This is a genomic window from Halalkalibaculum sp. DA384 (assembly GCF_043951955.1).
Lineage (GTDB): Bacteria > Bacteroidota > Rhodothermia > Balneolales > Balneolaceae > JAMQKA01.
This window is the reverse complement of record NZ_JBINJE010000014.1, coordinates 83003-106126: the sequence shown is the minus strand read 5'-3', so window position 1 is coordinate 106126 and position 23124 is coordinate 83003. Positions and strand designations below refer to the sequence as shown.

Sequence of the window (23124 nt, the reverse complement as noted above, 5' to 3'; positions counted from 1 at the left end):
TTTGGTTAAGTTTATGTTGCGCAACGACTTAAATATACTGAATCTTCCGCTTTTTTATTCGAAATAAGTACTTTTCTTATCTCGAACTCACGTTATTTAAGAATTCGGAGCTCCCGGGCGCAGATGTTACGCACCAGAGGGGCGCGACGAGATAAGGGTCACTGATAGAAAAAGCCCGGAAACAAAATTCCGGGCTCCAATTCCCAATTCTTCATTTTTCATTCCTAATTCTCAGGGAAGTTCAGTATGTCCCATCAGCCAGCGGTCGCATTCGCGGGCGGCTCCGCGGCCTTCGTTGATGGCCCACACGATGAGACTTTGTCCTCGGCGCATGTCTCCGGCGGCAAACACGCCCTCCACGTTGGTATGGTAGTCGCCGTGTTCCGCCTTGGCGTTAGAGCGATCATCGCGTTCCACCTCCAGTTGTTCCAGTACGGGACTTTCCGGCCCGAGAAAGCCCATGGCCAGCAGCACGAGATCGGCTTTCCAGACCTTCTCCGTACCCTCGATTTCGACAGGCTTCATACTGCCGTTTTCCCCCGTCTTCCATTCGACCCGCACGGTGTGAAGTGCTTTTACATTTCCGTTGCCGTCACTTTCAAATTTCTTGGTCATCACCTGATATTCGCGGGGGTCTTCGCCGAACTTCTCCTTGGCTTCCGCCTGCCCGTAGTCAATCTTGTAGATGTTGGGCCATTCGGGCCAGGGATTGTCCTCGGCGCGGCTGTTTGGTGGTTTGGGCAGAATCTCAAACTGGGTGAGATTTTTGCAGCCGTGATGCATTGCGGTACTCACACAGTCGGTACCGGTATCGCCTCCGCCGATGACGATCACATTTTTGTCTTCTGCTGATATGTAGTTACCGTCTTCGTGGTTGGAGTCGAGCAGGCTTTTGGTGTTCGCGTGGAGAAATTCCATGGCGAAATGTATGCCGTTAAGCTCACGGCCCTCGATAGGCAGATCCCGGGGATTGGTAGCTCCCCCGGCCAGGATAACAGCATCGTAATTCTTTGTAAGTTCGGGTGCGGGGATGTCGGTACCGATTTCGGTATTGGTGATAAATTCGATGCCCTCTTCTGCCAGCAGGTCAACACGGCGTTTTACAACAGCTTTGTCCAGCTTTGGATTCGGAATACCGTAGGTGAGCAATCCGCCGATCCGATCGTCGCGCTCATATACCGTTACGTTGTGCCCTGCTTTATTAAGTTGGGCAGCTGCGGCCAGTCCTGCGGGACCTGATCCCACGACGGCCACTTTTTTGTCGGTCCGCTTTTCGGGGGGATTCGGTTTGACCCATCCCTCCTCAAACCCCTTGTCGATGATAGCCTGCTCAATACTTTTGATCGCTACCGGGGGATCTGTAATGCCGAGCACGCAGGAGCCTTCGCAGGGAGCGGGGCAAACACGGCCGGTAAATTCGGGAAAATTATTGGTTTTGTGCAGGCGGTGAAGGGCTTCTTTCCACTTTCCGCGATAGACCAGGTCGTTCCACTCCGGAATCAGGTTGTTGATCGGGCAGCCGAGCGCTTTCCCGTTATGCTCGATGCCGGTGTGGCAAAACGGGATCCCGCAGTCCATACAGCGGGCTCCCTGCTTCTGGAGTTCTTCTTCACTGAGTTCGACATAGAACTCGTCCCAGTCTTTAATCCGGTCTTCTGGTTTTTTATATGGAATCGATTGACGATCATATTCCATAAATCCGGTCGGTTTACCCATAATAATCTATAATATTTGTATCGTTTACCGTTTAGAAATTTCGTTATGAAATTTTGTGTCAGCCGCAGAGATCGCACGAAAAGTACAGCACATGGCGTCCTCATCTATCCTCTGCAGGCTTGGAATATCAGTTAGTTTCCGCTTGCACGTGCCTTGTCTTCTTTGTTGGTGTAGAAGGCTTCAAGTGCGGCCTCTTCGCCGGAAAGTCCCTGCTTTTCAGCTTCTTCGATAGAATCCTGCATCCGCTTGTAATCCTTGGGCAGAACTTTTACGAAGTGGGGGACCATCTTGTCCCATTTTGCGAGCACTTTCCAGGCCTTGTTGCTGTCGGTATATTCGCCGTGGCGACGAATCATTTGTTCTACATTTCGGATTTCATCTTCATTTTCGAGCTGTTGCAGGAATACCATTTCGGTATTGCAGTGTTCCTCAAATGTGTTGTCGAGATCCAGCACGTAGGCGATACCGCCAGACATGCCGGCCGCAAAATTACGGCCTGTGGGACCGAGCACAACTACACGTCCGCCGGTCATATATTCACAGGCGTGATCACCCACTGCTTCAACAACCGCATGCACACCACTATTTCGCACGCAGAAACGTTCTCCGGCCATTCCCCGGATGTAGGCTTCGCCGCTGGTCGCTCCATACAGCGAAACATTACCGACTATGATATTCTCTTCCGGCGTAAACAGGGATCCCGCAGAAGGCTTGAGAATGAGTTTTCCTCCCGACAGGCCCTTGCCGAAATAGTCGTTGGCGTCGCCTTCCAGCTCAAGCGTCATGCCGTTGGGGATAAACGCTCCGAAGCTCTGCCCGGCGGAACCCTTGAAATGCAGGTGGATGGTATCTTCCGGCAGTCCCTCCGCACCGTATCGGCGCGTCACTTCGCTGCCGACAATTGTGCCGACCACCCGATTGATATTTTTGATCGGCAGTTTCGCCTTGACCGGCTCCTTGTCGTTCAGCGCCGGTTCCACGATATCCATCAGCGTCTGAACGTCGAGGGAGTTTTCCAGCCCGTGATTTTGGTCGATCATTTTCCGTGTTCCTACCTCGTCGGCATTTTCGGGTCGATGCAGGATGGGAGAAAGATCCAGATACCGGCCTTTCCAGTGGTCGGTTTCCCGCTGTCTCAGTTTATCGGTGCGGCCAATCATCTCATCAACAGAACGGAAGCCGAGTCTGGCCATGTGCTCGCGGAGATCCCGGGCAACAAATTTCATGAAGTTGACCACGTTTTGTGGATCTCCCTTGTAGTTGTGACGCAGCTCGGGGTTTTGCGTGGCGATACCCACCGGACACGTATCCAGGTGGCAGACCCGCATCATGATGCAGCCCAGCGTAATGAGCGCGCTGGTTCCGAAGCCGTACTCTTCCGCACCGAGCAGCGCCGCAATAGCGATATCGCGCCCGGTTTTGATCTGCCCGTCGGTCTCGAGGGCCACGCGGCTGCGCAGCTTGTTGAGCACCAGCGTCTGGTGGGTCTCGGAAAGTCCGAGCTCCCACGGCAAACCGGCATGCTTGATGCTGGTCTGCGGAGAGGCCCCGGTGCCGCCGTCATTTCCACTGATCAGGATGACGTCGGCATGTCCCTTGGAAACCCCGGCCGCAATTGTACCGACGCCGACCTCCGAGACGAGTTTAACATTGATACGGGCATTCTTGTTGGAGTTCTTAAGATCGTGAATAAGCTGAGCCAGGTCCTCAATCGAGTAGATATCGTGATGGGGCGGCGGGGAGATAAGTCCCACGCCCGGAGTGGAAAGTCGTACCTTGGCGATCCACGGATAGACTTTTCGTCCGGGCAGCTCTCCTCCTTCGCCGGGCTTGGCGCCCTGGGCCATCTTAATCTGTATTTCGTCGCCTTCGGTCAGGTACTGGCTGGTAACGCCAAACCGACCGGAAGCAACCTGCTTGATCCGGCTGTTTCTGTCATCGCCGTTTTCATCGATGGTGTACCGGGCGGGATCTTCGCCTCCCTCACCGGTATTGCTTTTCCCGCCGATGCGATTCATGGCGATAGCCAGTGCTTCGTGGGTCTCCTGGCTGATAGAGCCGTATGACATTGCACCGGTTTTAAATCGTTTGCAGATCGATTCCACCGATTCTACCTCCTCGAGCGGAATCGCATCCTCCTCGCTGTATTTGAAGTCCAACAGGTGCCGCAACGTCGGCGGGGGATCAAACTGGTCGTCGACCAGGCTGGCAAATTCTTTGTATAGCTTGTAGTCTCCGGTCTTGCTGGCCAACTGCAGCGTGTGAACGGTCTCGGGATTATACATGTGGTATTCGCTGTTCTGGCGCCACTTGTACTGTCCCCCTTCGTCCAGTACCTGGCCGTTGGTCTGAATTTCCGGGAACGCCTTGCGGTGTCGCAGCTGGGCTTCTTCGGCAATCGTATCCAGTCCGATGCCCCCGATACGGGAGTCGGTCCAGGTAAAGTACTTGTCGATCACCTCTTCGTTGATGCCCAGCGCTTCAAAAATTTGGGCACCTCGGTACGACTTGATCGTCGAGATCCCCATCTTCGACATCACCTTGACGATGCCTTTGACGACCGCCTTGTTGTATCCCTTGACCGCCCGCTTGAAACTGAGATCCAGCATGCCTTCCTGGATCAGGTCGTGCAGGCTTTCGTAGGCCATGTAGGGGTTAACCGCTTCCACCCCGTAACCGAGCAGCAGGCAGAAGTGGTGCGTCTCGCGCGGCTCACCGGACTCCAGCACAATACCGACTTCGGTGCGCTGGCCGGTGCGGATCAGGTGATGGTGCAGCCCCGATACCGCCAGAAGTGCGGGAATCGGTACTTTGGAACGACTGAAATCGCGATCAGAGAGAATCAGGATGTTGGCACCGTTGTCAATCGCTTTATCCGCTGATTCAAAAAGGTCGTCAAGCGCCTTTTCCAGCCCCTCGCCTCCGCTACCGGATTCAAAGAAAATCGGCAGGGTTACACTTTTGAAACCCTTGATATCCAGATCTTTGAGCGCCTTTAGCTCTTCGTTTTTCAATACCGGGGTTTTTAGCTCAATTTGCCGGCAGCTTTCAGGAGTCGGATCAAGAATATTGCCCTGTGAACCGAGCGTAGTCTCTGTAGAGGTGATCATCTCCTCGCGGATAGGATCGATCGGGGGATTGGTGACCTGTGCAAACAGCTGCTTGAAGTAATTGTACAGCAACTGCGGCTGATTGGAGAGCACCGCCAGTGGAGCATCGTTCCCCATTGCTCCCACCGGCTGCAGCATGTTTTCTGCCATGGGACCCACGTTGACTTCGAGATCCTCATACGTGTAGCCAAACACTTTTTGCCGGTGGACGACCGCCTCGTGAGAAACCTTCGGTTCCTCAAGGGTCAGGTTCTTTGTGATTTTATCAAACGTAACGAAGTTCTCCTCGAGCCACTCTTTGTAGGGATGTTCGGTTGCAATCTCCTGTTTTATCTCTTCATCACTGATAATACGCCCCTCTTCGGTGTCGATCAGCAGCATCCGGCCGGGCTGGAGTCGTTCTTTCTGGATAATATCTTCCGGTGGAATATCCAGCACCCCGGCTTCAGAGGCAAGCACCACCATGTCGTCGCGGGTCACATAGTAGCGGGATGGGCGCAGCCCGTTGCGGTCGAGAGTGGCCCCGACGCGAACCCCGTCGGTAAAGGCGATGGAGGCCGGTCCGTCCCACGGCTCCATCAGGCAGCTGTGATACTTGTAGAACGCCCTTTTCTGTTCATCCATGTTTTCATACCCCTCCCACGGTTCGGGAATCATCATCATCATGGCGTGGGGTAGTGAGCGCCCGCTGAGGCGGAGGAATTCCAGGGCGTTGTCAAATTTGGCGGAGTCACTTCCGTCTTCCTGGATGACGGGGTGTACTTTTTCAATATCATCCCCGAAAAGGTCGGATGCAAACTGCGATTCTCGTGCGTGCATCCAGTTCTGGTTGCCCCGCAGGGTGTTGATCTCCCCGTTGTGGATCATGTAGCGGTAGGGGTGGGCCAGCTTCCAGCTGGGGAAGGTATTGGTACTGAAACGCGAGTGCACCAGTGCCAGGGCCGACTCCATTTCGGAGTCCTGCAGGTCGGGATAAAACTCCCGGAGCTGGGTGGAGGTCAACATCCCCTTGTATATGATGGTACGCGAGGAGAGGCTGGCGATATAAAAGAAATCTTTTTCCTTAATATCCATCTCCGTCTCTTCTATGGCCCGGGTGATGCGTCGACGTATGATATACAGCTTGCGTTCGAAATCGAGTTCGGTTTCCAGGTCGTCACTTCGGCCGATAAAAATCTGTCGTACGGATGGTTCGGTTTCCTTGGCTGATTTACCCAGGTAAAAATTGTCGGTGGGCACCTTCCTCCAGCCAAGCACTTCCTGCCCCTCTTCTTTAACGATTTTTTCAACAATCTTTTCGCAGGGCCGGCGATCTTCACGATCTCCCGGGAAAAAGATCATTCCTACTCCATAATGCCCCTGTTCCGGCAGGTCCATGCCGAGTCCTTCGCAGGATTTTTTCAGAAACTTGTGGGGAATTTGGATCAGTATTCCCGCTCCGTCACCGGTGTTGGCTTCACTGCCGGTGGCACCCCGGTGGTCCAGGTTGTGCAGAACAGTTAATGCCTGATTGATTATGTTGTTGGATTGCTTTCCTTTGATGTTCACCACGAACCCGATACCACAGGCGTCGCGTTCGTGCTTCGGATCATACAATCCCTGTTTGGGAGGCATGTTCATTCCAGACATGTGCATAAAATTGTTTCGGTTTACTTACAGTTGTTTCAATTTATAAACGTAAATACCAGACAGGTTTCGTTGCAAATCCGTCCGGAGTTGCATACACCCATTGCTGAGAATGAGCGAACCGCAATTACGTTCAGGAGCAAAAAAGCTCCTGAACCTTTAATGTTTCGACACGATGATCTTATGAGCAATTTTTAGGACATCGGACAGTACCCCGGCGGCTGTTACTTCTTTTCCGGCGCCTGGTCCCTGGATAACGATAGGGGAGTTTGAGTAGCGTTTTGTTGTAATCTGAAACAGATTATCCGTACCACTTAAACGCCCGATGGGGGAATCGAGAGGTACCGATTTTATTCCGACGGATATGTCATGATTTGTAAGATTGCCGACGTAGCGGAGTGTTTCATTACGTTCTTTAGCGTGTTCTATTTTAGACTTCCAATACTCATCAACCTCAGACAGTTCAGTGAGAAATGTGTCCCGGTCGACCGATGTAAGATGTTCTGGTACCAAAGTTTGAATGTTCAGTTCGCTCCGCTCAACCTTTAAACCCAAGGTTCGTGCTAATGTAAGAAATTTTCGGGCCACATCCTCACCAGAAAGATCATCCCTTGGGTCGGGCTCTGCATATCCTAGTTTACGGGCTTTGATGACGGCCTTGCTGAACGGGGTGCCCTGCTCCAGCTCGTTAAAAAGATAGGTCATGGTTCCGGAACCCACTCCGGATATCTCTGTTATGGTATCGCCGGTTTCAAGCAGGCGGGTCACGGTCGATAAGATTGGCAGACCGGCGCCCACGGTCGGTTCGTAGCAAAATTCAACGTCCTTGTGCTGTGTTATGTGTTGAAGCTGTTCGTAGAACTCCTGCTCAAATGTATTCGCTCGCTTGCTCGGGGTGGCAATATGGATATTTGATTCCAGTATCGGCGGGTAGAGTCGTGCCACCTCGGCACTGCCGGTGGCATCGATGAAGACAAGCTTTTCGGGACCTTCCTTGGTCAGCTTGTCCAAAATATGGTTCCAATTGGTCTCTTCTCCCCCGGGGAGTGTTTCAATAACCTGTGCGGGATCAATGCCTTCTTCATTCCAGATATAGTGTTCGCTGTTGCAGGCTCCGATAATATCCAGGGTGAACTCCTCGGTATCCAGTTCGGAAATCAGCCGGATCAACGTGCCTCCAACTTCGCCTGTGCCCGCTATAAACAGGGGCACGGCCTGTTCAGCCGGCTGAATGCGGTCAATCAATTTGTGTGCGGCTTCGTTGAGCCGGCGGCTGGAATCCACCAGCTGCTCCAGCAGCGGCAGTTGTTCATTCTTCAGGAGCTTGAGACCTGTACCATTACCAGGTCTGTTGTCTTCTTTTAATAGTGACGATTCTGACATAGGGATTACTTATACTGCGTGATGAGTTTTATATGTTGATAGAAAGGGCTTTATGATATTGTTCAGTTGGTCAAATTCGATCAGGAAGGCATCATGGCCATACTCAGATGTGATCTCTTCGTAATGTCCGTTTCCCAGGAGCTGCGCCAGCTCTTTCTGCTCGTTTACCGGGTACAACAGGTCGGAATTGATGCCGATAACGAGTACCGGAATGTCGACCTCACCCAGTATTTCAGAGTAGCTTCCGCGGTTACGAGCCACATCGTGCGTATCCATTGCCCAGGTCAGGTAAACATACGTGAGCGCGTCGAAGCGGTTAACCAGCTTTTGTCCCTGGTAGTTCAGGTACGACTCCACCTGGAACAGGTCGTCATGCCCCTCCTGGAGATCACGCCCAAATTTATTCTCAAAATCCTGCTGGCAGCGATAGCTGATCATCGCCATCATGCGGGCGGCAGAAAGTCCCTCGGAGGGCCCGTCTCCTTTTTCGTAATATCCGTCGTTCCAGTTGGGATCGGCAAATATCGCCTGCCGCTGGGCGTGGCTAATGCCGATCTGCCAGCTTGTATGAGCTTTTCCCATTGCGATCGGTACTGCGCTGCGCACGCGTTCGTCCATAATTGAAAACTCAAGCGCCTGCATGCCTCCCATCGAACCTCCGATGACGGTTTCAATACCGCGGATGTCAAATTCATCCAGAAATTGCTGCTGGTAACGGACAATGTCGCGGATGGTAATATCGGGAAAATCGGCGCGGTAGGGATTGCCGGTCCGGGGATCTGTAGTCCATGGCCCCGTACTTCCATAACAACTGCCGAGCACGTTGGTGCAGATAACATAGTAGCGGTCGGTATCAAGAATGCCCCCCGCCTGAAAAAGCCCCGGGAACCACTCGTCGGCGGCAGCATTGCCCGTAAGCGCGTGGCAGATCAAGATGACATTGTCACGTGCTTTGTTGAGTTTGCCCCACGTTTTGTAGGCGATAACCGGATCGGGGAATGTAAAACCCGACTCCGTTACAAACTCCTGTTGCAATTGATATTGTTTTACACCTTCGTTCATTGCTTCTGTTTGTAATGCCGTTGCGGGTCTTAGCCCGCAAGACTTTAAGGATAGGGTGTGGAACGTTGCAGAAGGTTCCACACCCGTTTTATGATCTGTCGCTGTAACCTGTGTCAATCCCGGCTTTGTAAGCCGGGTGTCATCTGTTCAACAGGCAGGTGTTAAGCGGTTACACCGAGCTTGGCAAATGCCCGCTCGAAATCTTCGATGATATCATCGATATGTTCAATTCCCACGGATACGCGAATCAGGTCGGGCTTTACGCCGCTTGAGGCCTGTTCTTCATCCGAAAGCTGCTGGTGTGTCGTTGAAGCGGGATGGATAACCAGTGTTTTGGCATCTCCCACGTTTGCCAGGTGGCTTGCCAGCTCTACATTGTCGATAAAAGTGCGAGCAGGCTCATAGCCGCCCTCCACGCCAAAAGTGAGAACGGCTCCGAAACGGTCGCCCTCCAGGTACTTTTGGCCGAGCTCGTGATAGGGATGATCGGGCAGGCCGGTATAGTTGACCCACGTTACCTTGTCATGATCTTGCAGCCATTCGGCCAGCTTCTGGGTGTTTTCGCAATGGCGTTCGGCGCGCAGCGAAAGGGTTTCAAGTCCCTGAAGCAGCAGAAAGCTGTTGAACGGAGACGGGGCTGATCCGAAGTCGCGGAGCGCTTCCACCCGCGCCCGAATTGCAAACGCGATATTGCCAAACGGACCTTCCGGGCCGAATACTTCCCAGAACTTGAGCCCGTGATAGGCAGGGGAAGGTTCCGTGAAAACGGGGAAGTTACCGTTGCCCCAGTCGAAATTACCGGCATCCACTATGACACCGCCGATGCTGGTTCCGTGCCCTCCGATCCACTTGGTGGCGGAGGCGGTTACGATGTTGGCCCCGTGCTTGATCGGCTTGCAGACAGCACCCGCCACGCCAAATGTGTTGTCCACTATCAGGGGGATGCCGTACTTGTCGGCCAGTTTTGAAAGTCCTTCAAAATCGGGAACATTGCCGCGCGGATTTCCGATCGATTCAACGTAGATACCCTTGGTGTTATCATCAATTTCTGCCTCGTAGGCCTCGATGGTGTCCTCTTCCACAAAATTCACGTCAATTCCGAGGCGTGGCAGCGTAACCTTGAACTGGTTGTAGGTGCCGCCGTACAGGAACGGGGTGGAGACAATATTGTCGCCCGATTGAGCAATGGTGGCTATCGCCATGAACTGAGCAGACTGTCCCGAGCTCGTTCCCACCGCAGCGACGCCCCCCTCGAGAGCCGCAATACGTTTTTCAAACACATCCGTCGTGGGATTCATAATCCGCGTGTAAATATTGCCGAACTCTTTCAGGGCAAACAGGGTGGCCGCATGCTCCGTATCATCAAACTGGTAGCTGGTCGTTTGATAAATAGGTACTGCGCGGGAACCCGTGGTGGGATCCGGCTCCTGCCCGGCATGTAGCTGCAGGGTCTCAAATCGATAATTGCGTTCTTCTCCGTTTTCGTTATTGCTCATAATGTCACCTTGTTAATTAAGTTTAGGATACAGATTGCTCGTTTCGCTCTTTCTTGGGACGAATAAGAAACTGATGGTCTACCTTCATGCACCGGTGTTGGAAAAAATCGATTCCTCTTTTTTCGACCTTGTTCTTCAACTTGTCATGTGTTCCCGTTCCCAGCTGAAGCCATATCGCCTCCGGTTCGATCTCAAGGGCCTGGTCAACAACATCCGGAATCAGTGTTTCCGGGAGAAAAATATCCACTACGTCAACAGGAACGGGAATACTTTCAAGATCGGGGTATGCCTGCTCCCCCAGGATCTGGTCGGCCCCGGGATTTACGGGGATGATGGTATAGCCGGCGTTTTTGAGATATCGGCCCACAAAATGGCTGTCCCGGTGCCGATTCCGCGATATTCCGACGACGGCGATCGTCCGGATGGTGTCAAGCAGCTCCTCCACCCGGTCGGTCTCTTCCGATATTTCCGGATTCGCCCGCATCTTCTCGGCATACCAGCTGTCAAATGTTGATTTCATTGCGTGATCTAAAGCTATATTATTCTTCGTTCCCCGCTGTTATGCAGCAGGAACAAAAAAGCCTCTTCCGAACTACCTCATCGATGATTGATCGCGGAAGTTCAGAAGAGGCTTTGCTCATGTTTTGAAGCGATTCCTCAATCTCATCTTCCCTTTTTCCGGGCAGTAAATCACCTGGAAAAAGCAGGATTTAGCACCTGAACCCTCCTGCACATCATCTGCAGCTACATATGATGGTTGTGCAAGAAGCGGTTGCTAAGGTTTCATCGGGCCTGATCCCTCCGCCTTTCTCGATAAGAGTATGTTCAATAACCAAGAGTGAAAAAGAACGAATTTTATATTAAAAAAGCCCTTCAATTAATCTTTCGAAGGGCTTTGTGAATTTCATCCATGTTAATGGTGGTACAGTCACTTAAACCCTTCAATGCTTTGGGAGCCGCATCCGTGCCATAATACAACAGATGTTGAAAATAAACGGAATGCGGCAGTTGAATATAATCATGCTTGACATATTCTTTCTTCTCACAATTGAATGCAAAGTATAATATTTTTAGAGCTTTTTTCACAAAAATTTCATCCCTGTTGCTGCAGGTGCCGCCACCTTTTCTCATGATTTGTGTGAAGACGGGGCAGCATCAGGAGCGCCCCAGCTCATAAAAACTGTGGATTCAGGATTCTCTCATCCCCGGGACCTGTTTCCGTCACGCCGATGCCGAACAGTGCGTAATCGTATTTTGCCGGGTCGTCAGGGTCCAGCAACCGCATCTTCGAGGTGAGTTCCCTGGTGGCTTTCCAGTCGTTGTAGGTGCGCTCCAGGAGGCCGAGCACCCGTGCCTGTCGTGCCGCGTGTACGTCCAGCGGCAGCATCAGCTCGGACGGGGCCATGAAGGTCATCGTTCCGGGGTCTACCGGACTACACTTGCGGATGGTCCAGCGAAGGTAGAGGTAAAGGCGCTTGCAGGAGCTGTTTTTTTCGGAGTTGGAAATATGCTTGCGTGTACGCCGGGCCGCATCGGGACAGGTTTCAAAAAAGCGTTCATGGAACACGGCCAGCAGATTGCGATCGGTACGGTTGGCCTCTCGGTGGCATTCTTTCCAGAAAGGTTCAAATCCCCCGTACTCCTGCAGGATGTTATGCAGGATCATGGTAAGCCAGTAGATATCCACCGGCTTGAACGTGCGATGCTTGAAGCCTTCGAACCGTCGGCGGTCGCGCTCCGAAAAATTGCCGATAAACTCGGCCGGCCGGTGACCCATCCGTTTTAGCAGGTCCCTGACTTTGGCAATGACAATATCGCGTCGACCCCAGGCCATCAGTGCAGCAAAAAAACCGGCCAGTTCCCGGTCCAGTTTGCCCTCGAAGGCGTGCATAAAAAGAACGGGGTCGTCATCAATATAATCCGGCTTTTCCATGCGCTCGACCCACCGGTCGAGCCACGGCTTGAGTTCAATAATTTCTGACTCGGAAAGAAGCTGTTGCTGCATATATTGTTGAATACAAGTTTGTAGCGGGCGTTCTGGGGTGTTAGAAAAGAATCATCTTCAATGGTAAAAGGAAACTCCTGCGGGAGAACAGCCGGCTGCTACAGGTAGCGGTCTGCCCACGCCGCGGCAACCGATCCCACATATTTGGCGTCTTCTTCGTTGCTTAGCAGGTGATCGGCGTCGTCAAGCGAGATGAAGCTTTTGGGATGTTTGGCCAGTTTGTAGATATGCGCCGCATTGTCGATCCCCACCGTATTGTCAACCGGCGAATGAAAGATCAACAGCGCCTTGCCAAGGTTACGAATAATACCGTCCATCTTTTGAGCCGACAAGTCATCGAGAAATTGTTTTTTTATGGTGAAGGTGCGCCCTGCCAGCCGGACGTCGGCTTCTCCCTTTTCTTCAATGATCTCTTTTTTATCAGTAAGCAAATGCTGCACATGTTCCGGGTTGCAGGGGGCGCCGATCGTGGCAATGGCCTCAACGGAGGCGATTCGGTCGGCTGCCTGCAGGACGGCCGCCCCACCGAGGGAATGTCCCATGAGCATGCGCGGGACGATTTCATGCTGTTTCATATAGGTGGCGGCAGCAATCAGGTCATCCACGTTGGAGGAGAAGTTCGTGTTGGAAAAATCGCCCTCGCTTTCTCCAAGACCGGTGAAATCGAACCGGAATACGCTCATCCCGTGGTCGGTGAGGGTGCGGCTGATGTGTCCCACTGCGCGCAGGTTTTTACTGCAGGTAAAGCAGTGGGCAAACAGCACGGATCCTTTGCTGGTGTGCTGGTCCGGCCGGTCAATTCTTGCAGCCAGCTCTCCTCCCTGGCTTCCCGGGAAAGTTATCTTTTCACTTTTCATGATTTATTTTGTACTTCATTACTGGTTAAAGGTTGAAAGTTAAAGGTTGAAAGTTGAAAGTTGAAAGTTGAAGGTTGAAGGTTAAGGTATAAAATTGCGTTCAATTGTCGAATTGAAGAGGCTTTTTCATAACCAGATTTCCCTATGCCCAAAGTACCACCGCCATCGTATCGGATGTATTCTGTTATCGTTTTCTTACGGGAGCGGAGTATCCGGGTAAGAGGTGTTGGTTGCGGGTCATCAGCTATAGTCAGGAGTGCGCCCGGGGCGTCAGGTGTGCCTCCTGTTGGCCACCCGTTAAACGGTTTATAAAGCCCGGAATTGGGTAATTGTATTTCTGGCTGCGGTTTGATGACAAACACAGTTTTTTAAACGTTAACTTTGATCTAAAACGAAACAGTGGGAGATGTAATGGAAGACCAGGCAGTTGCGCGGCAACAAACCATGCTGGATGAGGTTCTCGGGGGATTACGAAAACCGCAGAAAAGGATTCCCAGTAAATTTTTTTATGACAGGCGGGGTTCCCGGCTTTTTGAAGAGATAACAGAACTGGAGGAGTATTATCTCACGCGGACGGAAATTTCAATTTTGGAGACCCACATTGACGAGATTGCCCGTGCCATCGGGTCACGGGCGGTGCTGATAGAACTGGGTAGCGGCAGCAGCAGGAAAACGAGACTGCTGCTGGACAGGCTCCCGTCGCTGGTCTCGTATCATCCCGTGGATATATCCGAGCAATACCTTGAGGAGGTGGCCCGGCAGCTAAGCGTGGATTATCCCGACCTAAGCATCCAGCCGATTTGTGCCGATTATACCTCCCGTTTCGAAATTCCCGATTCCCCGTCGGATTACCGGGAGCAGGTATTCTTCTATCCCGGTTCCACTATCGGCAACTTTCGGCCCGGAGAGGCACACGATTTTTTAAAGAATGTAGCTGCGAGGGCGGACCAGGAAGCCGCATTACTGGTTGGAGTGGATCTGAAGAAGGACCGCACTATCCTGGAGGCTGCCTATAATGATGAGAACGGTGTTACAGCTGAGTTCAACAAAAACATCCTGGTGCGGCTGAACCGCGAGCTGGACGCTGATTTTGACCCTGACAAGTTCCGGCACAACGCCTTTTACAATGAGGAGAAAGGACGTATAGAGATGCACCTGGTCTCTGAGCATAAACAAGAGGTGAAAATCGACGGGGAACGGATATTGTTCCACGAAGGGGAATCGATCCATACCGAAAACTCATATAAATACTCGGTAGAGGAGTTTGGAGACCTGGTGAAGGACTGGTTCTCCGTTGAACAGGTGTGGCTGGATGAAAACCGCTATTTCTCCCTGCAGTACCTGGTAAAACGGTAGGTATCAGATACCCGGGAACTGACGAGCGGCTGTGCCGAAGGGGAGATTGTCCGGCAAAAAATCTGCCGGCGACCGGTCGCCTCATCAACACCCTTAGCGACAGGATGTGATGTTGCGCACATGCCGCGAGTGGCAGATTCCGCTGGGAAGATAACGACTGTGTGACAATGCAATATTGTGGAAACAGCGGGTCCCACACATCGTTTCAGATGCGGGCAAAGCTTAAACAGGATTCATTTCTTATAGGGAGGAGATTATTCCTTATAATAAACTCTGTCAATTAGCGATTGATTTTCTTATTTTCCACTGCCTTAAAAACAATAGGAATGTGAATCAGTTTCATGACCGATAAACCACGCGATTATTGCGGTATTTTTGGTGTTTATGACCATCCTGACGCCGCTTTGCTCACCTATTACGGGCTGCATGCCCTCCAACACAGAGGCCAGGAGTCAGCTGGCATTGTGACAACCCATTATGACAGCCAGAAAGAACGCTGGGTAATGCCGATGCACAAGGGGTTTGGACTGGTACTCAATGTGTTTGACGATCACAAGATTTTGAAAAGGGAACTCAAGGGCAAGGCCGCCATAGGTCATAATCGCTATTCTACGACCGGGGCTTCCAGGAATCCGGCCAACATTCAGCCGTTTCGTGTTCACTACCGCGATGGCAATGTGGCGGTGGGTCATAACGGAAATCTGGCCAACGCCAGGCAAATCCGGGAGCGCCTGCGGGAGAAGGGGGTTATATTTCAAAGTACTTCTGACACGGAGTTGATTCTTCACCTGATCTCCCACAGCAGGCAGAAAAACCAGATCGACCAGATCCTGGATGCGCTGTCCCGGATAGAGGGGGCCTACAGCCTGATGATGCTGACCGACAACCGCCTTATCGCCGTACGTGATCCCAACGGCTTCCGTCCGCTGGCGCTGGGAAAGGTGGACGGGTCGTACTGCGTGGCCAGCGAAACCTGTGCGTTCGATATTATCGATGCGGAATATGTACGTGATGTGGAGCCCGGTGAAGTGCTGGTGATTGATCAAAATACGCTGGAAACCGATGAGCCGACCTCCTACTTTTTAGAGCCGGAGCATGGAACAGAAACCAGCCAGTGCATATTTGAATATGTCTACTTTTCACGCCCCGACAGCAAAATTTTTGGGGAAAATGTGGACAAGGTGCGGCGGAACCTCGGGAAGTATCTTGCCAAGGAGCATCCTATTTCTGAAGTATGCAATAAAGTGCCGCCCGACAAGAAGCCTATTGTGATTTCTGTACCGGATTCCAGCAATACGGCGGCTTTGGGATATGTCCATGAGAACCAGAAGCTTGGGCATGAATGCAAGTTCGAGATCGGGCTTATTCGGAATCACTATGTAGGCCGGACGTTTATCTCGCCCGGGCAAAAATCGCGCGACCAGAAGGTGCGCACCAAGTTTAACACGGTTCGGGGCGTCATCGAGGGGCGGTCGGTCATCATTGTCGATGATTCCATTGTGCGGGGCACTACCTCCCGCTACCTGGTGGATATGATACGAGATGCCAATCCTGCTGAGATTCATTTCCTGGTGAGTTCTCCCCCGATCATAAGTCCCTGTTTTTACGGAATGGATTTCCCGAGTCCCGATGAGCTGATGGCCAACCGTTTTGACCGGGATATTGAGAAGATGGCCAAAGAGATTGGTGTTGACAGCCTGCGGTACCTGTCGCCGGACGGGCTGGTGAACGCTGTGAAGGAGGCGAACCTTTCAGGGAAGGGGTATTGTACTGCCTGCTTTACAGAGAAATACCCGGTGCCGGTCAATTTTGGCGTTGGCAAGGAAGAAAACGAGATTGTTTGATGGAGTTTAAGAAAGCCCGTTTTATAACCAGCGCCCCCTCCCTGAGCGAGTGTCCTGAACCGGCCTGCCCCGAAATCTGTTTTGCCGGCCGCTCAAATGTGGGAAAATCGTCCCTCATCAATGCTTTAATGCACCACAAGGGGCTGGCCCGAACCAGCAACACCCCGGGCAAAACCCAGCAGATGAACTACTACCTGGTAGATGACAAGACCTATTTTGTGGATTTGCCCGGGTTTGGGTATGCTAAAGTGCCGAAAAAGGAGCGTGAGCGCTGGGGGCGGGATATCCGTGAATACCTGCTTGAACGGACTACACTTCGGCTGGTAATTCACCTGGTCGACATCCGGCATGAGCCCACAAAGCTGGACGAAGATTTTTTTTACTGGCTGGGGGTCAACCGTTTGCCGTTTTGTGTAGTGTTGACGAAAAGCGATAAATTATCGCGAAACCAGCAAAACCAGTCAAAATTCCGGTTGGAGAGAATTCTGGAGGAGATGAATATTGAGGTGCCGATCCTGCTGAGTTCATCCAGCGAACGTACCGGAATGGAGGAGCTTAAAGATCTTATTTCCGAATTTTCAGAAGCATAAAAATAAACAACAATAAAAATCATGTCCTATAAAATATTACTAGCAGATAACGTAGATGAACGTTGTGAAAAAGTCTTTTCCGATCGAGGTATCGAGGCAGTTCGGAAAACCAGTCTTTCAGAAGAGGAGCTGTTTGAAGAGATCGCCGGTTATGATGGTATCGTTGTTCGCAGTTCCACCAAAATTACTGAAGAGCTGTTAAAACATGCTGACAACCTGAAAGTGATCGGCCGGGCGGGTGTCGGGGTTGACAATATCGATATTCCTGCAGCCACGGCGCGCGGGGTACTGGTGATGAACACCCCCGATGGCAACACCATTTCAACGGCCGAGCATACCTGCGGCATGATTCTGGCCATCGCCCGGAATATCCCGCAGTCTGTCGACAGGGTAAAGAGCGGCGGTTGGGATCGCAAAAAGTATATGGGAACCGAAGTCCACAGCAAGGTGCTGGGGATCGTTGGTCTTGGCAAGATCGGCAGCGAGGTTGCCAAACGGATGCAGCAGTTCGGGATGACGGTTAAAGCGTATGATCCATTTGCGTCTCACGAAAAAGCCCAGAGCATCGGGGTTGAACTGCTGGAGCTGGATGACCTGCTGGGCCAGGCCGACTTTTTAACGGTACACACGCCGCTCACAGAAAAAACCAAGGGGTTGGTCTCACTTGAAAAGGCCGACAAGATGAAGAAAGGAATGTTCCTGGTGAACTGTGCCCGCGGCGGTATTTATAAAGAGGAGGACCTGCCTAAATTGCTGGATGACGGAATACTGGCGGGTGTTGCGCTGGATGTCTATTCACAGGAGCCCCCTTCGGAAGATCTGTATGAGATTCTCAAGCATCCGAAGATTATAAGTACGCCCCACCTAGGCGCTTCTACGGAGGAGGCCCAGGAAAAAGTGGCTGAACAGATTGCATACCAGATGGCGGATGCCCTGGAAAAGAAAAGTTTCAAGGGCAGCCTGAACGGCAAGTCAATCTCTCTTATCACCAACAAAGAGGTACAGCCCTATCTTGAGCTCGCGGAAAAACTGGGTGAGATGGCGATCCAGATTGCACCCGAACACACCAGCAGTTTTTCTTTTGAGTATTCCGGTGAATGCGCCAAGTATTCTGATGTGCTTACTGATTCCATGCTCAAGGGAATGCTTTCGGAGCATGTGAGCGAAGCGATCAACCTGATTAATGCCCGTCACTATGCTGAAGAGCGGGGATTCAAAATCAAGGAGACGACCGGGGGAGAAACCAAGACCTTCAATGAACTGATTACCGTTAAATTTGACGGCGATGCCGAGTACAAAGAGATTGCCGCAACGGTATTTGGTGAAGGGGATTACCGCATTGTGAAAATAGACGGGTTCGGTATTGAATTGCGCCTGGAGGGTGACATCCTGATGTATACCAACATCGATAAGCCCGGTATGCTGGCATCGGTAAGTGGCGCACTGGCGGAGCAGGGCATCAACATCGCTTCGCTCAGCCTCGGTCGCACCCAAAAGGGATCGCAGGCCATTACGGCCGTGGCGGTGGATAAGCCGTTGACCGAAGAGGAGCTGCAGCCGATCCTTAATCTGGACGGGGTAGACGGATTGCGCTATATCAGTCTTTCGTAACCAATACAGACCACCATGCGTATCGATCACATCGGGATAGCAGTCAGCGACTTGGAGGATGCAATTGCGACCTACGAGTCGCTGCTGGATTCCGAATGCTATAAGCGGGAAGTGGTGGCAGGCCAGCAGACAGAGACTGCCTTTTTCCGGACCGGTGAATCGAAAGTCGAGCTGCTGGGCTCCACAGCCCCGGATTCGGTCATACAAAAGTATATCGAAAAGCATGGAGAGGGAATGCACCATGTCGCTTTCGAGGTCGAGAACATCGATGAGGAACTGAAAAGGCTGAAACGAAAAGGGTTTGCCCTGTTAAATGAGGAACCGGTGGAGGGGGCGGATAACAAATTGGTGGCGTTTATCCATCCAAAAGATAACCGTGGAGTACTGGTTGAGATTTGTCAAAGCAAAAGTTGAGTTTTGAGTCTTACACTCTTACCTTTGACATCGATTACCTAGTACAACTGTGGTAGCCTGTAAGGTGAGCGTTGGCACGCCCGCCGCAGAATCGACTTTTTTCGGGAAGTGGCGCAGTCCGGTAGCGCACACGACTGGGGGTCGTGGGGTCGCAGGTTCAAATCCTGTCTTCCCGACATAATCAAGCCTTCTGATAGCTTTTAAACGCTGTTGGGAGGCTTTTTCTGTTTTTAGCCTTTCTTGAAATCTCCTGAAAAGTAGCAGGAAAACACCAATTGTTACGCCATTGTTACGAAGAGGCTCTCAAATAACATGGGAGAAACCGATGGCTACGTTACTTAAACAGGATAATTGGTATTATTCGCAGTTCTATTGCAAGGACAGAAGCCCACAGCGAAAACGAATTGCCCTAAAGACCAAAACCAAACGTACCGCACAGAAAATACACAAGAAACTAGAGGACAAGTACGCACAGAACCTCTATGACCCTTGGACAGGATACGATGCCACCAAATCCACTTTACCCGTATCTGAAAATTCCTCAATAAAAGAGGTATTGGACTATTACGTTACCCAAAAATCCCAAGAAGATTGGCGTTCTACCACAGCTAAAAATACCTCCTATGTATTATATTCTTTCGGTCGGTATATAGGAGAGGACAAGTGCATTCAGGCATTAAAACCCGATCAAATAAACAGTTTTCTAAACAGGGATAAATACGCTTATGCTACAAAGAAAACTCACAAAAAGAAGATTGTACCTTTTGCCAAGTGGTGCAAAAAGGAGAATCTGATATCCTATGATTTCGGAAAGGTGAAGATTTATAACAACGATAAAGAGCAGGATAATACGATCAATTACCTTACCGAAGAAGAGATAGAAAAGCTTAAAAATGGTATAAGGGAAAAGGTTGCTCATGACATTGAAAAGGGGTATCAAAATGCCGAGAGAAACGCATATTGGCTCATAGACTTCATCGATTGGCAACGGTATAGTGGGATGAGGATATCGGAAACATTGAGCCTTAGACCTGAAAATATTAACACAGAAACCTGGGAGGTTACGATTGGCTCCGACTCGTTTAACACCAAAAGCAAGGCTAAACAGATACTGCCAATAGGGGAAGTAGAACCGCTTAAAAAGCTTGCCAAGAAATTGCTTGAAAATTGTAGTGAGGGAGAACGCCTATTCAAACATAAAGACCGCAGGAGAACCTCCCGAACCTTCAAGAAGTATGTGAGATACGCTTTGCCTGAAAGAGAGGATATCTGCGTTCATTCCTCACGGCATACCTGCTGTATTCACCTGTTGAGAAGTGGAGTGCCTATCTACACCGTTCAACGATGGATGAGGCATGCTAGCGTTAAGACTACTCAAAACTATGCTGATTTGTTGAATATGGATATATCAAATCAGGTTGGTAGTGCTTTTGCATAAATGTTTCAATTTTACTAGTTAATAATTCTAAAAGTCTTCATTAAACGGGTTGGCATGGCTAAGGTTAAATTACTATACATCATTCTAATTACTACATTTATAGGGTGTTCAACAGAAAGTACTAGCACAGAAATTATAGATAGATGGCCCAATGGAGCGAAAAAGAAAGTTGTAAAATATCAGGGAGAAGGGGAGAATGAAAAACTATTAGAAGAGAAGTTATATACTGCAACAGGAGGATTATTTGAAGTTGTCGATCATATCAATAATGATACCCTTTCCTTCCACGACCTAAACAAACCTAATATTGATAATTTTCCATTTGTTGGTGTATGGCAGTGGGAGAAAACAGTGATAGATAGTGCTGGCCTAGTTACTGTAAGAAAACCAAATAAAAAAACTTCACAGGGAACTTATATGCCAACTATTATGGAACTAGATTCTTCAATGAACATTATTAAAACTACTTATTATGATAGTGGTAAGGACATGCAATTGAGAAAACTTTATTCATTTAAGGACAGTATTTATAATAAATTTGTAAAGAGTTTAGCACATGAATTTAATTACAATCTCACTTTAATTAATGGAGGTAGACTAGCTCTAATAAAGGATTACGGGTATGAAACTGATACTACTTTTACAACTATCGATCAGTATTTTAATTCATCAAGTGCAAGTGAGTTTAATATTAAAGAGGATACTCTTAAAATAAGAACTAGCCTTGATAGCCTTGGTATTTATACTAATTATTACACAGCATTTACCGATTCTTCATACCTGAATAATGCGAAGTAGCGTTAGCTAAACGCTCACTTATAATAAAAATAACTTTTTGGGGGGTAAAAATAATGAGGTTTTATCTAACCTTTCTTCTCATAACCTCTATATGTTATTTTTCTGGTTGTGGCTTGCCTGAAGAAGGTGAAATAGTAGAAAACAAATTATCAGAAGAAAGATATGAAGTATATAAAAGCGATAGTTATAGAGAGGTTCTAAAATCCGCAAAAAGGAGGATAAAAATTCGCAGAAGTTCAGTTAATTCGATAGGTAGAACTTCTGAAACATTGCCCTTGTTTTTTATAACCAGTACAAGTACTGAAGATTCGTTGAAAAATCCCGATGCAATTTTAGTAAAAGGTAAGTTAAGGAGTAAATATTACAGTAACATTGATAAAACTGCCTATATTCAGGGCTTATTGATTATAACTGAAGAAAAATTTAATAAAAAGTATAGGGTTGTAGATTGATCTATTTAATAATAGCTACCTACTTGGTCTAGTGACATATTGTTATTTAGTCTGAATCCTCTATCTTGACCAAAAAGAGGAAGAAGATGAAGAGTTTCCATCTGATATTACAACATCTGTATTAATTGAATTGTCAGTGGGAATGTTTAATTCAAAAGAGGATTATTTAGAGTTCAAAGAGATAGACAATCAAGTAATTGAAAATGAAATAATTGATTGGTTTTACTTCAGACAAACTGAAAAATATCACAATCAGAGTGTATCTAAATCTGAAGAGCAAGAGTAAATTTTAATACAAAGGTGTATAAATATATCACCTAAGAAGGAGAGTGATTCAAAAATAATAACAAGAGGGTAAGTCTATGAAGACAGTGAGACTAAAAGAGATTATTAATGAAGAGGTTCTGAATGAATTCAGATTAGAAAAAGATATAAAACAAAAAATAGATGAGTTTGGAGAGTTATCAGAAAAAATAACTTACCTAAAAGATACTCTGAATGATTATAAATCAAGATACAAACAGTTAGAGGATGAACTTCGTCCATTACTTTCAGAACTTGAAGATTTGGAAGTCCAATCTATGAAAACCAACAAGTATCTTGTTGAAATTAAACGGAAGGGATATGAACGTGAGAACTATAAATACAAAAAAGTATTCAAAGAGAGTTTGAACGAAAGTAAATTCGCAGACAAGAAAGATACTGGAATAGATGTTGGAATCAACGAAATCAGTATCAAAGATTGCAAGTAAATTAGATGTTCAACGAGTTGATAAGTTTTCGTTGAAGGGAGTATATAGAAAATTAAAACGTATGTTCAGTTCCTTAATTAAAAAGGTTAACAGAGGGAGTAAAACCTTGAAGAAGTTTAACCGTTTCCTTCAGCAGATGAATTAATTCTTAATCATTCTTGGTAGAATGATATATTAATTTTCTTCTTAATGTCCTAAAGACGTTTTCTAAAGTTTTGGGTTGGTTATATCTTTTAAAGAATCAGAACTCTAAGTTCTGATATAAGTTATTTATGGTAATAAAGAGGTATTGAATTAGTACATTTTTAATTGTTCTTTTTACCAAACATTCTATCAACCAAAAGTATCTTCATTATGAGTGAATGGAAAAAGAAGGGACCAAATGTATTTGAATACGGGGATTTTCTAATTAATTATTCAGAACAATTCCAACCACACAGACATCACATGTACTGTACTATAGAATTTGTGAATGATGCAGGAAATAGTGAAAGTAAGAGGTTAGATGCATATGGGAATACTTTTGAAGAGGTTAAAGAAAATATTCAAACTAAAGTAGATAATCTTTAAGAACTAAGAATGATATATAATCCCATTACTGCATTATCACAATG

The 23124-nt window shown here is 48.9% G+C and carries 19 protein-coding genes, 1 tRNA gene and 1 riboswitch; of the genes, 11 read left to right on the top strand and 9 right to left on the bottom strand.

Going from position 1 to position 23124, the window contains the following annotated elements:
• Window positions 1-231: 231 nt before the first annotated feature.
• The 9 genes from ACG2E4_RS10105 to ACG2E4_RS10065 all read right to left on the bottom strand — a co-directional run bounded on the left by ACG2E4_RS10105 (window position 232) and on the right by ACG2E4_RS10065 (window position 13255).
• Window positions 232-1716, bottom strand: a complete 1485-nt coding sequence (locus ACG2E4_RS10105; RefSeq protein ID WP_395261333.1) for a glutamate synthase subunit beta — start codon at window positions 1714-1716, stop codon at window positions 232-234.
• Between the two features lie 131 nt (window positions 1717-1847).
• Complete coding sequence (gene gltB / locus ACG2E4_RS10100) at window positions 1848-6455, bottom strand: glutamate synthase large subunit (protein ID WP_395276466.1); 4608 nt, start codon at window positions 6453-6455, stop codon at window positions 1848-1850.
• A 156-nt stretch (window positions 6456-6611) separates the two neighbouring features.
• Window positions 6612-7835 carry a hypothetical protein gene (locus ACG2E4_RS10095; protein WP_395261331.1) on the bottom strand — a complete coding sequence of 408 codons (1224 nt, stop codon included), beginning with the start codon at window positions 7833-7835 and terminating at the stop codon, window positions 6612-6614.
• A 9-nt stretch (window positions 7836-7844) separates the two neighbouring features.
• Window positions 7845-8897 carry a homoserine O-acetyltransferase gene (metX, locus tag ACG2E4_RS10090; RefSeq protein ID WP_395276465.1) on the bottom strand — a complete coding sequence of 351 codons (1053 nt, stop codon included), beginning with the start codon at window positions 8895-8897 and terminating at the stop codon, window positions 7845-7847.
• A gap of 161 nt (window positions 8898-9058) precedes the next feature.
• A complete protein-coding gene (locus tag ACG2E4_RS10085) occupies window positions 9059-10393 on the bottom strand; it encodes an O-acetylhomoserine aminocarboxypropyltransferase/cysteine synthase family protein (RefSeq protein ID WP_395276464.1) in 1335 nt (444 codons plus the stop codon).
• A gap of 22 nt (window positions 10394-10415) precedes the next feature.
• Entirely contained in the window at window positions 10416-10913 is a 498-nt protein-coding gene (locus ACG2E4_RS10080) for a CoA-binding protein (RefSeq protein WP_395261328.1), read from the bottom strand.
• 140 nt (window positions 10914-11053) lie between these two features.
• A riboswitch (SAM riboswitch) is annotated at window positions 11054-11213 on the bottom strand.
• A 53-nt stretch (window positions 11214-11266) separates the two neighbouring features.
• A complete protein-coding gene (locus tag ACG2E4_RS10075) occupies window positions 11267-11524 on the bottom strand; it encodes a hypothetical protein (RefSeq protein ID WP_395276463.1) in 258 nt (85 codons plus the stop codon).
• Window positions 11525-11564: 40 nt separating this feature from the next.
• On the bottom strand, window positions 11565-12398 hold the full coding sequence (locus ACG2E4_RS10070) for a TIGR02757 family protein (RefSeq protein WP_395276462.1): 834 nt from the start codon (window positions 12396-12398) through the stop codon (window positions 11565-11567).
• A gap of 98 nt (window positions 12399-12496) precedes the next feature.
• Complete coding sequence (locus tag ACG2E4_RS10065; RefSeq protein WP_395276461.1) at window positions 12497-13255, bottom strand: alpha/beta hydrolase family protein; 759 nt, start codon at window positions 13253-13255, stop codon at window positions 12497-12499.
• A gap of 411 nt (window positions 13256-13666) precedes the next feature.
• On the opposite strand from ACG2E4_RS10065, the gene egtD reads away from it, so the two are divergent.
• The 11 genes from egtD to ACG2E4_RS10010 all read left to right on the top strand — a co-directional run bounded on the left by egtD (window position 13667) and on the right by ACG2E4_RS10010 (window position 23080).
• Window positions 13667-14611: an L-histidine N(alpha)-methyltransferase gene (gene egtD / locus ACG2E4_RS10060; RefSeq protein WP_395276460.1), complete on the top strand. Its 945-nt coding sequence runs from the start codon at window positions 13667-13669 to the stop codon at window positions 14609-14611.
• A gap of 341 nt (window positions 14612-14952) precedes the next feature.
• On the top strand, window positions 14953-16455 hold the full coding sequence (gene purF, locus ACG2E4_RS10055) for an amidophosphoribosyltransferase (RefSeq protein WP_395261323.1): 1503 nt from the start codon (window positions 14953-14955) through the stop codon (window positions 16453-16455).
• A complete protein-coding gene (gene yihA / locus ACG2E4_RS10050) occupies window positions 16455-17045 on the top strand; it encodes a ribosome biogenesis GTP-binding protein YihA/YsxC (protein WP_395261322.1) in 591 nt (196 codons plus the stop codon). Before purF ends, yihA begins: the two co-directional genes overlap by 1 nt.
• Before the next feature lie 21 nt (window positions 17046-17066).
• Window positions 17067-18656: a phosphoglycerate dehydrogenase gene (gene serA / locus ACG2E4_RS10045; protein ID WP_395276459.1), complete on the top strand. Its 1590-nt coding sequence runs from the start codon at window positions 17067-17069 to the stop codon at window positions 18654-18656.
• Between the two features lie 15 nt (window positions 18657-18671).
• Window positions 18672-19070, top strand: a complete 399-nt coding sequence (gene mce / locus ACG2E4_RS10040) for a methylmalonyl-CoA epimerase (protein ID WP_395276458.1) — start codon at window positions 18672-18674, stop codon at window positions 19068-19070.
• A gap of 102 nt (window positions 19071-19172) precedes the next feature.
• Window positions 19173-19246: transfer RNA gene (locus tag ACG2E4_RS10035), tRNA-Pro, on the top strand.
• 149 nt (window positions 19247-19395) lie between these two features.
• Complete coding sequence (locus ACG2E4_RS10030; RefSeq protein WP_395276457.1) at window positions 19396-20508, top strand: tyrosine-type recombinase/integrase; 1113 nt, start codon at window positions 19396-19398, stop codon at window positions 20506-20508.
• 54 nt (window positions 20509-20562) lie between these two features.
• A complete protein-coding gene (locus ACG2E4_RS10025) occupies window positions 20563-21306 on the top strand; it encodes a hypothetical protein (protein ID WP_395276456.1) in 744 nt (247 codons plus the stop codon).
• 113 nt (window positions 21307-21419) lie between these two features.
• Entirely contained in the window at window positions 21420-21758 is a 339-nt protein-coding gene (locus ACG2E4_RS10020; RefSeq protein WP_395276455.1) for a hypothetical protein, read from the top strand.
• Window positions 21759-22120: 362 nt separating this feature from the next.
• The gene (locus ACG2E4_RS10015; protein WP_395276454.1) at window positions 22121-22510 is read left to right on the top strand and encodes a hypothetical protein; all 390 of its coding nucleotides are present in this window, start codon (window positions 22121-22123) and stop codon (window positions 22508-22510) included.
• Between the two features lie 354 nt (window positions 22511-22864).
• Window positions 22865-23080, top strand: a complete 216-nt coding sequence (locus ACG2E4_RS10010; protein WP_395276453.1) for a hypothetical protein — start codon at window positions 22865-22867, stop codon at window positions 23078-23080.
• Window positions 23081-23124: the final 44 nt, after the last annotated feature.

Coding starts and splice junctions, on each gene's coding strand:
- ACG2E4_RS10015 (WP_395276454.1), top strand. CDS start 22,121: ATGAAGACAGTGAGACTAAAAGAGATTATTAATGAAGAGGTTCTGAAT.
- ACG2E4_RS10070 (WP_395276462.1), bottom strand. CDS start 12,398: ATGCAGCAACAGCTTCTTTCCGAGTCAGAAATTATTGAACTCAAGCCG.
- yihA (WP_395261322.1), top strand. CDS start 16,455: ATGGAGTTTAAGAAAGCCCGTTTTATAACCAGCGCCCCCTCCCTGAGC.
- serA (WP_395276459.1), top strand. CDS start 17,067: ATGTCCTATAAAATATTACTAGCAGATAACGTAGATGAACGTTGTGAA.
- ACG2E4_RS10030 (WP_395276457.1), top strand. CDS start 19,396: ATGGCTACGTTACTTAAACAGGATAATTGGTATTATTCGCAGTTCTAT.
- ACG2E4_RS10065 (WP_395276461.1), bottom strand. CDS start 13,255: ATGAAAAGTGAAAAGATAACTTTCCCGGGAAGCCAGGGAGGAGAGCTG.
- ACG2E4_RS10025 (WP_395276456.1), top strand. CDS start 20,563: ATGGCTAAGGTTAAATTACTATACATCATTCTAATTACTACATTTATA.
- ACG2E4_RS10010 (WP_395276453.1), top strand. CDS start 22,865: ATGAGTGAATGGAAAAAGAAGGGACCAAATGTATTTGAATACGGGGAT.
- egtD (WP_395276460.1), top strand. CDS start 13,667: ATGGAAGACCAGGCAGTTGCGCGGCAACAAACCATGCTGGATGAGGTT.
- ACG2E4_RS10075 (WP_395276463.1), bottom strand. CDS start 11,524: ATGAGAAAAGGTGGCGGCACCTGCAGCAACAGGGATGAAATTTTTGTG.
- mce (WP_395276458.1), top strand. CDS start 18,672: ATGCGTATCGATCACATCGGGATAGCAGTCAGCGACTTGGAGGATGCA.
- ACG2E4_RS10095 (WP_395261331.1), bottom strand. CDS start 7,835: ATGTCAGAATCGTCACTATTAAAAGAAGACAACAGACCTGGTAATGGT.
- ACG2E4_RS10085 (WP_395276464.1), bottom strand. CDS start 10,393: ATGAGCAATAACGAAAACGGAGAAGAACGCAATTATCGATTTGAGACC.
- metX (WP_395276465.1), bottom strand. CDS start 8,897: ATGAACGAAGGTGTAAAACAATATCAATTGCAACAGGAGTTTGTAACG.
- purF (WP_395261323.1), top strand. CDS start 14,953: ATGACCGATAAACCACGCGATTATTGCGGTATTTTTGGTGTTTATGAC.
- ACG2E4_RS10080 (WP_395261328.1), bottom strand. CDS start 10,913: ATGAAATCAACATTTGACAGCTGGTATGCCGAGAAGATGCGGGCGAAT.
- gltB (WP_395276466.1), bottom strand. CDS start 6,455: ATGTCTGGAATGAACATGCCTCCCAAACAGGGATTGTATGATCCGAAG.
- ACG2E4_RS10105 (WP_395261333.1), bottom strand. CDS start 1,716: ATGGGTAAACCGACCGGATTTATGGAATATGATCGTCAATCGATTCCA.